A 12,988-nucleotide genomic window follows, 5' to 3' on the forward strand; every position below is an offset into this window, starting at 1 on the left:
AGATGGAGCGGACGTTCGTGCATTTTGCAGCTAATGCCTGGTGAGAGCCCACAACGTGAATTCACTTCTTGTGCCGCGTGCGCTCGCGGCGTTGGAGTTCCTGCATTTGCTAAATTGAGCGCACCGCGCCGCAGCCAGAAAAGCGGCCACTCTTGCAAGGCGCAGCGATAATTTTTAGTCAAAGAGCAAATTGCGAAAAACGCCACCGTTCCGTGGGCCATATGCTACGAAGGAACCTGATTGCTTCTGAGAACTGGAAGTCCCAGTTCGGAGTCTAGGCTCTAAACCCATTAATCTGCTTGATGCCGTTCGGGTTGCATGGCTCAAGCTCCCATGAACAAACGGCTCACCATTTCTGAGCGAAAGGTTTCTCAACTTTTGACAAAGCCGATAAAATGCGCGGCACGAACTCAACGGGATAAGGCGCAATGATGTCTCAAGCCGACGTCATCCAACAATTCCGTCTGGGGTTCAAAGCGCTTGATCAACAAGTGAAATCAGGCAATAGCGACGTCAAACGACATACCACTTGAGGAATGTCACTGAAGACCACATGAATTTAAATGGCCCCGATGCAGTTTGGGCCGGACAGGAGACGCAGGGATGACCTTGACCGTGACGCTTTACTGGTCTTTCCGCAGTCCGTATTCTTATATCGTGCTTCCGAGGATTGCAGATATGGCCCGGACATTTGATGTGGAAATTGACCTTCGCGTCGTACATCCGGCCGCTATCCGGAATCCTTCGATTTTCGCCCGGATGGACCCGATCGCGCGGCCATATTTTCTGAAAGACACTGCGCGGGCGGCGGCGTTTCATGGTCTACCGTTCAGACGCCCCATCCCTGACCCTATCGTTCAGGATCAGACAACGCTTCGTCTGGCCGAAGATCATCCGCTTGCACGCAGATTGGGGCATTTAGGTATTGCCGCAACCGAGGGGGGAAAGGGTCTTGAATTCGCGCAAGAGGTTGCAACGCTGCTTTGGGATGGCACAGTCACTGGTTGGAACCAAGGTAGCCATCTTGCCGACGCCGCCCGGCGCGCAGGGCTCGATCTTGAGGATATGGACACCGCAATCCAAAATGCGCCGAAGGCGTTTGAGGCAAAGCTGACCCGGAATGATGCCGATCTGCGCGCTGTAGGCCATTGGGGCGTGCCCACCATGGTGTTCGAGAACGAGGCGTTTTTCGGTCAGGACAGATTTGATGTGCTGGTCTGGCGGCTCACACAGAAAGGGCTTGCCGTCCGAAACGGCGAGACATGAGTTGTCGGGTTTGGTGCTGAATCTAAAACCATCAACTAAAATGCAGCTGGTCTTGCCAGAATTCGATTAAGCTTGCATGTCCGGGAGAAATCGAGATGGATATTTAATACGAGAGAACTTTATCAACATGACCGAGGACAAGTAAATGCCACTAAAAGCCATCGCATTCGACGCCTATGGAACCCTATTCGATGTCTATTCGGTAAGTTCCCTGGCCGAAGAGCTGTTCCCCGGAAAAGGCGCACAGCTGGCTACTATCTGGCGCGACAAACAAATCGAATACACCCGCTTGCGCACCCTGTGCGACAAATACGCGGACTTCTGGCAGGTGACAGGCGACGCCCTGGATTATGCCTGTGCGGCACTTGGTCTGGAACTGACACCTGGCTCGCGGGACCGCCTGATGGGTCAATATGCCGAACTTTCGGCCTTTCCCGAGAACGCTGAGCAATTGCTTCGCATCAAGGACGCCGGGATCACCTTGTCGATCCTGTCAAACGGAACGCCATGGATGCTTGATCAAGCCATCAAGGCCTCCGGGCTTGAGGGATATTTCGAGCATGTTTTAAGTGTCGATGCCGTAAAACGTTTCAAGACGGCGCCGGAAGCGTATCAAATGGGACCGGATGCCTTGGGCTGTCATGCGAAAGAAATCCTGTTCGTTTCTTCGAACTGTTGGGACATCTGTGGCGCAACGTGGTTCGGCTACCGCACCATCTGGCTCAATCGATATGGGCTGCCGCTGGACCGCTTGGGCGTCAATCCGCACCGGATTGGCTCATCACTGCAAGATGTTGCGGACTTCGCCCTTGAACTGAACACCTAAGAATCCAATCCGAAACCAAAATACGACTTTTTACATGGTCGAACATAGCTTCCGAGAAGGAATACAAATTGTCTGATCCAACGTCCGAGGTCATCTTCCACGCCTACCCGCAATCCCCTGTTGCCGAAAAAGTTCGGGTTGCCTTTGGCATCAAAGGACTTGCGTGGCGCAAGGTGGAAATCCCGCGCCTGCCACCGAAACCAATGTTGACGGCGCTGACCGGTGGCTATCGCCGCACACCGGTCATGCAGATCGGTGCAGACATCTACTGTGACAGCCAATGTATCATCCGCGAACTTGAACGGCGGTTCCCTTCACCGACCTTCATGCCCACGTCCAATCAGGGCTTGATGTGGTGCCTAAGCCGATGGACGGACGGGGCCCTGTTCGACCAAACCGTGCGTCACATTCTGGGTGCGGCCGGCGATCAGCTAGATAAGGATTTTGCGGCGGATCGTGGGCGGCTATACCTCGGAGAGGACTGGGCGGCAGCGTTGAAACAAGCCAACGAAGACCTGCCCCATCTGGTGTCGCAAGTGCGCGCACCGCTGTCATGGCTGAACACGCAAATGTCTGACGGGCGGGCATTCCTGCTCGGTCCGCAGCCCGCGGCGATCGACGCACAATTCTACCACGTGGTCTGGTTCTTGCGCGGCCGCTGGGCCGACGGACCGTCATTTCTGTCGGAATTCAAAGACCTTGTCCGCTGGGAAGCGAATATCCAAGGCGTCGGCCATGGAACCTGTAGCGATATGGATCCGCAGGATGCCATTTTGCGCGCAAAGAGCCTGGAACCGACCTCCGAGACTGGTGTCGCGCCACATGATCCACAGGGGCTTTCGGTCGGGCAGCCAGTGACTGTGCAGCCAGATGTGAATGGCGGCGAGCAACCCGTCGCAGGAACCTTGCGCTACGCCGATGCCGAGACCGTAGTCATCGAACGCTCGGCTGAGGACGTGGGCAACCTGTGCGTCCATTTCCCACGGTCCGGCTATCGGATAAACTTGCTGTGATGCGTTCCGATACACAAGATCAAGAGATATGAAACGTAAACTATCGCATGGAAAAGGCGTCAGATGATTGATCTCTACACATGGACGACACCAAATGGCCGCAAGGTTTCGATCCTCCTCGAAGAACTTGGCGTCCCTTACAAAGTGCATGCAATTGACATCAATAAGGATGAGCAATTCGCACCTGATTTCCTAAAAATCGCACCGAACAACCGCATCCCCGCGATCGTCGATCAAGAGACCGGTCTTCATTTAATGGAGTCCGGCGCGATCATGATGTATCTGGCGGACAAGTATAAAAAGTTTCAATGCGAGGGCCCCGAATATTGGCCGATGGTTGAATGGTTGATGTGGCAAATGGGCGGCTTGGGCCCAATGCTAGGGCAGACCCATCACTTTGTGAAATATAACAAAGGCAAATCGGAATACGCCGAGAAGCGCTACGCCGCTGAAACGCAACGTTTGTACACTGTTCTGAACATGCGCTTGGAAGGGCGTGATTTCATAGCAGGGGCAGGCCGTGGCACCTATTCAATTGCAGACATGGCATGCTGGCCTTGGGTGTCGCGCTTTGAATGGCAAGAAGTTGACTTGGACGCTTTTCCAAACATCAAGGACTGGTATTTACGCATCGCTGAACGCCCAGCGGTGCAAGCTGGCTATTCCGTTCCCAAATATACAACCGACGTTCCAATGCCATAACCAAAACCCTGTGTTGAAATGACCGATGGAAGGGGAATGCGTGCCTGAATTTGTTGAACCGAGGCACAACACCCAAGGCCGCCGGACCAATGCACTATTTTGAACGCGACCCCGCTGGGTGATGTTCATTGCGTCACAGTATCTTGTTTCCAAGGCCCGAAAAGTCCGCGACCCGATTGTTGGACCCGGACGTAGCGAAAAAGTAGTTTGGATTTTGCACTAGGTCTCGGATAACAATGGCTGCTCCGGTGAAGTTCGCTGCATTGCTGCAAGAAACCTGCTGTTGGTGCGAAGAAATGCTGCGTCAGCAATAGCCGCGACTGCACAAGGCAGGTTCGTCCGCATCTCGGTCCTTATTGCAAGCTGCAGCGAATGACTGGTCTGGGATCCGTCGACCACTGTCGCGGGAGCAGTGTCGCCCGACTTGGTTGTGGCCTAACCTACCAAGGCTTTCTCACCATCTCGCACTACCACGCCGCCTTCGGGTGTCTCTGTTCGCACCGAGAGCAGACGAACCGGGGTCAACTGCGGCGTAGTTGGATTTCATCAAATCGCTGAAAAGACGTCACTTTTTGAATCCGTCTCGATTTCCATGAAGGGCGGGTGGAAAGAGACGCGGGGCGTTCAGAGACCGATTTCGGTGGAAATACCAGTCTCCGAAAGTCGGATTGCTCCGCTAAACCCCTTTGAAACAAAAAGAAAAAAGGCCCCGTCAGGGACCTCATCTCGGGTTTGCGATGTGCAAGTGGCGGACAGACAGGGATTCGAACCCTGGAGACGGTTTCCCGCCTACACGCGTTCCAGGCGTGCGCCTTCGACCACTCGGCCACCTGTCCGTAGGGCGATCTCCTATAGGATATCACCCCCCTTGTGCAACCCGTGAATTGACATCCCCCGCAGAGAATTTCACCGAGGGACGAGTTTAGGCAAACCCGATGCTGACGCGGCGGTTTTGGCGGCCTTTGTTTTCGATTTTAAGGATCTCTAATTTGCCGATCTCGCCTGTGCGCGCAACATGGGTGCCGCCGCAAGGTTGCAGGTCAATCTGGGCCGCCCCTTCGCCGATTTGCACAAGACGAATACGGCCCGCGCCGCGCGGAGGTTTGACCGAGAGGGTTTTGACCATCTCAGGCTTTGCGTCCAATTCCGCCTCGGTGATCCAGTGCTGTGTTACGGGCAGGTTGCGATCAACCAATGCGTTCAGCTGACCTTGCAGGATCATACGCTCGGGCAAACTATCGGGAATGTCGAAATCAAGCCGCCCACGTTCTGCGCCAATCGCCCCGCCTGTCACCCCATAGGGCAGCACAACAGACAACAGATGCAAGGCGGTGTGCATGCGCATATGGTTAAAGCGGCGCGCCCAATCAAGACGCTGCTCAACCGCCGCGCCAGATTTTGGCAGGGCCACGGGTTCGGCAGGCAAGAGAACAACATCCCCGCCCTCGCCCTTCATCGTGGTGGCGATGGCGATGCGCCCGCCCTCGTAATCCAACCACCCGCTATCGCCCGGCTGTCCGCCCCCTTGGGCATAGAAGATGGTTTGATCCAAGATGATCCCACCTGCATCCGTCAGCCCTTTAACGGTCGCAGGCGCAGTTTTGCGATAGGCATCTTCCAGAAATAAAAGCTCACTCATACCAGCACTCAAGATTTAGGGGCGGCAAGCGCCTCGGGGTTGCGCAGCCACAAATCACGCTGTGCGAATGGGATTTCGATACCTGCCTCGCGGAACCTGCGGAGCAGTTCAAGGTTCATCTCGGATTTCACCGACAATAGGAAATTAACATCTCGCAGGATCGCGCGAATTTCAAATTCCAACGCATCCGCCCCAAAATTCACCATCAAGATGGTTGGTTTTGGTTTCAAGATCACCATCGGATGCGCCTCGGCCACCTCGGCCATGATTTTCATCACAAGCTGCGGATCGCTGTCATAGGCCACCCCAACAGGCAAAATCAGGCGGCCTGTGTTGGAGGAGTGGGTCATATTGGTGACCACGCCCGCAATCAAATCGGCATTCGGCACAATCAAATCAGAACGATCAAAGGTTTCAATTCGGGTGGAGCGCACAGAGATTTCGCGCACATAGCCCATCTGACCATTGACCTCGATCCAATCGCCCTCTTTGAACGGGCGCTCGATCAACAAAATGATCCCTGAGACGAAATTGGACACGATTGTTTGCAGGCCAAAACCGATACCGACCGACAGCGCACCAGCCACAATCGCAAGGGAGGATAGATCAATCCCTGCCGAGGTGATGGCAAAAAGTGCGGCCAAGAAAATGCCGACATAGCCCGTTCCCGCCAAAATCGCGCTTTGACCGCCTTGGTCGATTTGGGTTTTTGGCAGAAGGTTATAGCGCAGCGTGCTTTGAAGCGCGCGGGTTGCCGTATAGCCAATCGCAAAGACAATCGCGAAAATCAGGAAATTGCGGGGCGAAATCGTTACGCCGCCAATGGTGAACCCCGAGACAATCTGCGCCCAAATGTCAGATAATTGCGCGGGCCGCACCCCCCAGATCAGGGCAAAGGCGGGCAAGGACGCCAAGACCAAGATAAATCCAATCAAGGTCGGGGTCAGGGCCTCGTCCAACCCCTCGTTGCGGCGGGTTAAGGCCCCGTAGGCATCAGTCACCACCCGCTGCAAGATACCTAGAACCGCAAGCAAAGACAGGCTGAACAACATCGGCAACAGGAAGGACGATCCCGCGGTGAAATACCCAACCCCCGCTAAAATCGGCCCCAAAAGACCAAGCGCCATGACCGCCAAAGACAGCGCGCGTGTCATGCGCAGCATCAGGGGGCGCGCGCCCTCCAACTGGGCTGAATTTTTGACGTGAAGGGCCAAAAGACGACCTAATTGCCACATCATCAGACCCGCCAAGACCACGATTGGGAAACTGATCACCAATCGATCAGCGGAGGTGAAATTTTCGGTTTGTGCGACCTGCCCCACCAAAAGCCACAGCCCCACAATCGCCCCCAAAACCCGCGCCAAGCGGCGCCCTGTCGCGCGTGTCGCCTCGTCTAGCTGCAGAAGGGGGCGGTTGGCCTCATCGAAGGGAAAAACCTGCCGCCCAAGCCATATCGCCGCCATAAAGCTGAGCGCCATCGGGGCGGCCATTTGCACCAACACCGCCGCGCGAAACCCGACCATGCCCGAAATCTGCACCGCATAGGCCAAGGCCCAAACCCCAAAGACGGGCATGGCATGATGCAAAAGAGACAGACCAAACAAGGCAAGCCGCGCCGTGGGGGTCGGGCTTGGGCTGTGATGCGCTTGCATCCACCGCCCCACAAACCCCCTGCCACGGGTCAAAAGAACAAGCCCCACAATCACAAAGATCGCCACAAGCGGCAGGTTCGCCCCAAGGGCGGATAACTGCGCAGGCGCAAGTGAATAGGTTACGACCTCCTGCCCTACAGCAAAAGCGAAGCCAAGCAGTGTTGCAACCGCACTGGGCCAATTGGCGGGGTTAATCGGGGCGGGTTCCAGCTGCAACAAGGCGCCCGCCTGACGGGCGGCGATTTGCGCATCAATTTCGCCGATGAGGCCTTGCGCCTCGCGATAGGCCGCCTCCGCGCGCCGCGCGGGTGCCTCTGCATCGGTCAGGCGTTGGGTCAAATCCGCGCGTTCTGCGGCAATCGCAGCAGGCTCGACCTCCCCCTCTGCGGGGACAGGGCCAAGGGCCGCGATCTGTTCGCGCAAAGTTGCGATGCGACTGGCATTGATATCTTGCGCGTCCAAAAACACCGTGCGCCACGTGACGATCTCAGCGCGCACCGCCTCAAGCATCGAGGTTGACGCGCGATCCCCGTCAATCATCACCTGCGCGCGCGCACTCAGTTGTGACCACGCAGTGTAATCGGGCGGGTCTTGTGCCAAAACCTCGGCTGTGAGGCTAAGCCACAAGACCGCAAAAGCGATCAAAAGCCGTGTCAGGGCCAAACTTGGTCGTGCGAATTTCATCATTACTCAAATACCACGGGCAAATCCGCCGCACCGCAGTCAAGCCACGCGGGCACGGGTAAGCCCTTTTCACGCAAGAATTCAGGGTTGTAGAGCTTTGATTGATAGCGGGTGCCATAGTCGCACAAAATGGTCACGATGGTATGACCCCGCCCCATCTCGCGCGCCATGTGAACCGCGCCTGCAATATTCACCCCTGATGAGCCGCCAAGGCACAAGCCCTCCGTGCTGAGCAAATCAAACACGATTGGCAGCGCCTCTTGATCCGAGATGCGATAGGCGCAATCGGGCGTAAACCCCTCTAGATTAGCGGTGATGCGCCCCTGCCCGATCCCTTCGGTGATCGAGGTTCCGGGCGCGTCAAAGGTTCCATTGGTGTAAAAGCTATAAAGCGCGGCCCCTTCAGGATCAGCCAAACCGATGCGCACGCCTTTGGGTTGCAGCGCGGCACCAACCCCCGCCAATGTGCCGCCCGAGCCAACCGCGCAGATGAACCCATCCACCTTGCCCCCGGTCTGTTCCCAAATCTCTGGGCCCGTTGTCTCAATATGCGCCTGACGATTGGCGGTATTGTCAAACTGATTGGCCCAAATCGCCCCATTAGGTTCGGATTTTGCAAGTTCAGCCGCCAAACGCCCTGAATATCGCACATAATTGTTCGGATTTTTATAGGGTGCCGCAGGCACTTGCACCAATTCGGCACCTGCCAAACGCAGCATGTCTTTCTTTTCTTGGCTTTGCGTTTCGGGGATCACGATCACAGTGCGAAACCCAAGCGAGGCCCCAACCAGCGCAAGACCAATGCCCGTATTTCCCGCCGTGCCCTCAACAATCGTGCCGCCGGGCTTGAGATCACCGCGCGCAATGGCATCGCGAATGATGTAAAGCGCTGCGCGATCCTTAACCGACTGACCGGGATTCATGAATTCTGCTTTGCCCAAAATCTCGCACCCAGTCTCATCGCTGACTTTGTTCAGACGGATCAGGGGCGTATTGCCAATCGCAGCAGAAAGATCGGAATAAATGGTCATAGCGCGCCCCTTTTTGGCAGAATTCTTTGCTTTCTCAAGGGATAGGTGGGATGGGGCGATAACTCAAGGGGCGTTGGCGCTATTGTGAGGGCCAGCCCCGCGCGGCACGCATGCGATCAAGCGCCATTAAAGATAGCAAAAGCGGTGCATTGCTGAGGCGCGCCTCCTGTACAAGGCGAAAGGCTTCGTCAAAGGGCAAGGTAAAGGCGCGAATATCCTCGCCTTCGGCCAACAGGCCATGGGTGCTGTCATAATCCTGCGCCAAATCAGCAAGGCCGATGTAAGAAATCAGGATTTGCGCAACCGCCCCTTGGCTTGGGTAATACCGCCCGATGAGATGCAGCGCGTTCAGCGCAACCCCTGCCTCCTCGCGGGCTTCGCGCTGTGCAGTCTGCTCATAGGTTTCGCCCTCGTCACATATGCCTGCCACAGTCTCAAGCAGCCATGGGTTTGGGTCACCTTGAATCACAGCGGCGGGGCGGAATTGTTCAATCAAAAGCACCAAGTCCCTCTTGGGGTCATAAGGCAGCACAGTGACAGCTTCGCCCAGATCAAGGATCAAACGCCCCGCAGGGTCAGACAGGCTACCATCAAATCGTTGGTAAGAGGCCGCAATGTCGATTAAATTAAAAAATCCATTATATACAGAACTTTGATGCGCGATATTCAAGCGGCGCTTGAGGGTCTCGCCCGCAGGCGGATGATCGCCCGCACGCAGATGGGCCTGCGCCCGCGCGCGAATAATTGGCAGACGGGCAGCAACGGCCTTGGCCGTTTCAATACCATATGACGACATGATGTCTTGCGCGGCCAAACGTGTCAGCGCGCCATGTGCCACAGCCCAAGTTGCAGGGTCAAAGGCCCCACCTTTAGGCCAAGACCCACCTTCAGGTGGCAGATAAATCTGCAGCGGTCGCGCCTCATAGGAAATGGTTGTGCGGGTGTATCCAAACACATCCTCATAAAAATCTAGCCGTGCGAGATCGCCCGCATCCAACCCTTGCAAAATGTCGATCTCGCAGTCCGCCCCACCCTCGGGCCAGATCATGGGATAATGCTGTCCCGCAACCATCGCCACACGATAGCCAGAAAGACGGGCAGATGGCATCTCGCCCCCTGCCCGCCCTAAGACAATCTTGAGGATATCAGGATCACGCAGCGTGCCGTAAAGCGCGAGATCAGTCATACTATCCCTCAGCTTGGCTTGCGCACCGTGATTTGGGTCACATCGCAATTGCGGAAATGAAAGGTTGCAGCACAAGAGGTTAGATAGAAATTCCACATCCTGCGGAAGCGATCATCAAACCCAAGGGCGGCCACCTCATCCCAACGATCGTTGAAAGTGTCATACCAACGCCGCAAGGTCTGGCTGTAGCTTTCGCCAAATTCAATTGACCCCGCTACCTCAAGCCCCGCTTTGTGAACTTCTTCGCGCAAAACAACGGGCGATGGCAGCATGCCACCGGGAAAGATATATTTCTGAATGAAATCGACCGTATTGCGGTAAATCTGCCAACGGCGATGCTGAACTGTAATGATTTGCAAAGTCGCCTGTTTGCCAGGCTTCAAGCGATCTCGCAGCGTTTTGAAATAGACGGGCCAATATTTCTCGCCAACCGCCTCGAACATCTCAATCGAGGCGATCCCATCATAAAGCCCCGTTTCATCGCGGTAATCTTGCATCTTGATCTCGACCTGATCAGACAGGCCCGCGCGGGCAATCCGATCAACCGCGTAATCATGCTGCTCGCGCGAGATGGTTAGGCCCGTGACCTTGAGGCCGCGTTCGCGCGCAGCATATTCGGCAAACCCACCCCATCCACAGCCGATTTCCAAAACATGATCCCCAGGCTGTGCGCCCATCTGATCCACCATCGAGGCGTATTTGGCGATCTGCGCGGCCTCAAGGCTTTCTTGGCCCGTTTGGAACAGGGCCGAGGAATATGTCATCGTGTCATCAAGCCACAATTTGTAGAAATCATTACCCAGATCATAGTGATAAGAGATATTCTTGCGCGCCTGAGATTTGGAATTGCTTTGCAGCCAAAACCGAAACCGTTCATAGGCGCGGGCGATTTTGAGACCCAAGAAACCGTCATAGATATCGTCATTGCCCGCGTGAACCAGATCAAGGAAGGCTTGCAGGTCAGGGGTTGACCACCACCCATCCAAATAGGCCTCGCAAAACCCAAGATCCCCTTCGCGGATCAGGCGCGCAAATACATCCACATTGTGAATGTGAATTTCAGCAACAGGCCCCTGACCAGCCCCTTCGGCGCGGAAGATGCGACCATCGGGCAGAACCATATCCAAACGGCCGTTTTTCATGTCCACAGATTTGGCAAAAACCGCCTCAAAATAGCGCGGTAGGTTTGGTTCACCTTTGGTGGTTGTTTTTATTGTCATCGTTCCCCCTGACATTGTCAGCCAGTTTCGCCTTAAACCTGTGCAGGCTCAAGCGAATTCATCTCATCGTTGCATGTGTTAAGAATTTCGCGCGCTATATGCGGCAAGCGCCCGCGCGCGCCCCTCGGCCAGATCCACAATTGGGCGGGTGGGATAGCCCATTTTGGGCTGCAAATTCCACGACCGCGGCGCGGCTTCGAAGAAATCAAGCGCGGTTTGCGGTGCAGGGTTTGATAGCTCAGCAATCCAGCGCGCCCGATACCGCCCGTGCTTGTCGAATTTTTCGCCCTGGGTTTCTGGGTTGAAGATGCGGAAATAAGGGGCCGCATCAGGGCCAGAGCCCGCAACCCATTGCCACCCCATTGCATTGGCGGCGGGATCCCAATCAATCAGGCAATCGGCGAACCAATCAAGCCCAATTTTCCAATGGCACATCATATGTTTGGTCAGATAGGACCCCACCAACATCCGCGCGCGATTGTGCATGCGCCCCGTCACATACAGCTCGCGCATCGCAGCATCGATCACTTGAATGCCTGTCCGTCCCTGTTTCCACGCCTGAACCTGCGGGGCATCAGGGTCGGTGGCCCATGGGAAACTGTCCCAGTCAGGGCGCCAATTCTCAGTCGCAATCTGGGGCGAATGATAGAGAAGATGATAGGCGAATTCGCGCCAAACTAATTCCTTCACAAAATGCTCGGCCCCCGCCGCACCATGGCGATGTGCCTCCCACCCCATATGCCAAATCTCGCGCGGGCTGATTTCGCCAAGCGAGAGATGCTCGGACAGGTTAGAACAGGCGTCTTGATCGAGAAAATCACGCTTGTCCTTATAGGCGGCCACCTTGTCACCGAGGAATTGCGCCAGACGGGTTTGGGCGGCCTCGGCCCCGATTTGCGCATAGCGCGCCAAAACGCCCGCGCCACGGCGCATCTGCGGCGCAAGGTTCAGATCCTCGGCCGATAGGCTGTCAAGCGCGTGATCGACCCCGCGCAAGGCGGGCACAGGCAAGGGGCGCGCCACATCACGCCCCATCACCGCGCGCCAATAGGGGGTATAGACGCGATAAAACCCGCCCTGCCCTGTTTGCACTTCCCATGGCTCGAACAGGAGATGGCCATTATGGCTCTGCGCGGCGATGCCTTGATCGCGCAACGCGGTCTTGATGGCACTGTCGCGCGCGCGAGCATGGGGGTCATAGAGCCTGTTCCAATGCACCGCCTTGGCCCCAGTCGTGGCCACAAGATCCGCCAAGACCGCATCAGCCGCCCCCTTGCGGATCACCAGATCAAGACCCTGCGCATGATAGGCGCGGGCCAAGGCGCGCAGCCCCATTTCATAGCGCCAACGGGGGGCCGCGCCCATCTGATCAATGCTGTCATCCAAAATCACAACGGGGATCACAGGCCCCATGGCGGCGGCGGCAACGAGCGCGGGATTATCGCTGAGGCGAAAATCACGGCGGATCCAATATAGGACAGGCGCGTCTGTCATGGCCCCTCTTTTTTATCTTTGGCCGTTGGCGCGATTGGCCTTGGCATTTCCTGTTTTGGGGCGGCGTCACAAGGCCCAACCCGATCATTTGGGTGCAAGCTAGTGCAGCATCTGGCGGGTCAAGGTATGGGGGGTAAAATCTCGGGTCACAAACTGCTTAATGCTTTGGCACTTGCCCGATCCCAAAGCGCGAATTTCGCGAATCCTCTTGCGTGATGGTTGGCTTCGCCCTAGCGTCCGTTGCGATTTTTCCCTTAACTCACAGGATCGGGATT

General features: G+C 56.1%; 10 protein-coding genes and 1 tRNA gene. 4 read left to right on the top strand and 7 right to left on the bottom strand.

All coding sequences use genetic code 11. From position 1 onward, the window contains the following. The first annotated feature begins 603 nt into the window (after positions 1-603). From RYZ18_RS02735 to RYZ18_RS02750, 4 genes are all read left to right on the top strand, one after another. Entirely contained in the window at positions 604-1,266 is a 663-nt protein-coding gene (locus RYZ18_RS02735) for a 2-hydroxychromene-2-carboxylate isomerase (RefSeq protein ID WP_317654842.1), read from the top strand. A gap of 145 nt (positions 1,267-1,411) precedes the next feature. Next, positions 1,412-2,092, top strand: a complete 681-nt coding sequence (locus RYZ18_RS02740) for a haloacid dehalogenase type II (RefSeq protein WP_317654843.1) — start codon at positions 1,412-1,414, stop codon at positions 2,090-2,092. 68 nt (positions 2,093-2,160) lie between these two features. After that, a complete protein-coding gene (locus RYZ18_RS02745) occupies positions 2,161-3,105 on the top strand; it encodes a glutathione S-transferase family protein (protein ID WP_317654844.1) in 945 nt (314 codons plus the stop codon). 63 nt (positions 3,106-3,168) lie between these two features. Next, positions 3,169-3,807 (top strand): glutathione S-transferase family protein, encoded by a 639-nt coding sequence (locus RYZ18_RS02750; RefSeq protein WP_317654845.1) that lies wholly within the window; start codon positions 3,169-3,171, stop codon positions 3,805-3,807. A 746-nt stretch (positions 3,808-4,553) separates the two neighbouring features. Here RYZ18_RS02750 and RYZ18_RS02755 read toward each other — a convergent pair. From RYZ18_RS02755 to RYZ18_RS02785, 7 genes are all read right to left on the bottom strand, one after another. Beyond that, positions 4,554-4,643: transfer RNA gene (locus RYZ18_RS02755), tRNA-Ser, on the bottom strand. 86 nt (positions 4,644-4,729) lie between these two features. Then, positions 4,730-5,446 carry an alanyl-tRNA editing protein gene (locus tag RYZ18_RS02760; protein ID WP_317654846.1) on the bottom strand — a complete coding sequence of 239 codons (717 nt, stop codon included), beginning with the start codon at positions 5,444-5,446 and terminating at the stop codon, positions 4,730-4,732. An 8-nt stretch (positions 5,447-5,454) separates the two neighbouring features. After that, the gene (locus RYZ18_RS02765; protein WP_317654847.1) at positions 5,455-7,782 is read right to left on the bottom strand and encodes a mechanosensitive ion channel family protein; all 2,328 of its coding nucleotides are present in this window, start codon (positions 7,780-7,782) and stop codon (positions 5,455-5,457) included. A gap of 2 nt (positions 7,783-7,784) precedes the next feature. Next, positions 7,785-8,813, bottom strand: a complete 1,029-nt coding sequence (locus RYZ18_RS02770) for a cysteine synthase A (RefSeq protein ID WP_317654848.1) — start codon at positions 8,811-8,813, stop codon at positions 7,785-7,787. 79 nt (positions 8,814-8,892) lie between these two features. Continuing rightward, positions 8,893-9,999, bottom strand: coding sequence for an NUDIX domain-containing protein (locus tag RYZ18_RS02775; protein ID WP_317654849.1), 1,107 nt, complete (start codon positions 9,997-9,999; stop codon positions 8,893-8,895). A gap of 8 nt (positions 10,000-10,007) precedes the next feature. Further along, positions 10,008-11,219 carry an SAM-dependent methyltransferase gene (locus tag RYZ18_RS02780; protein ID WP_317654850.1) on the bottom strand — a complete coding sequence of 404 codons (1,212 nt, stop codon included), beginning with the start codon at positions 11,217-11,219 and terminating at the stop codon, positions 10,008-10,010. A gap of 78 nt (positions 11,220-11,297) precedes the next feature. After that, entirely contained in the window at positions 11,298-12,713 is a 1,416-nt protein-coding gene (locus RYZ18_RS02785; RefSeq protein ID WP_317654851.1) for a cryptochrome/photolyase family protein, read from the bottom strand. Positions 12,714-12,988: the final 275 nt, after the last annotated feature.

This window comes from Roseovarius sp. 10 (assembly GCF_033100315.1).
In the GTDB taxonomy this organism is placed as follows: domain Bacteria; phylum Pseudomonadota; class Alphaproteobacteria; order Rhodobacterales; family Rhodobacteraceae; genus M30B80.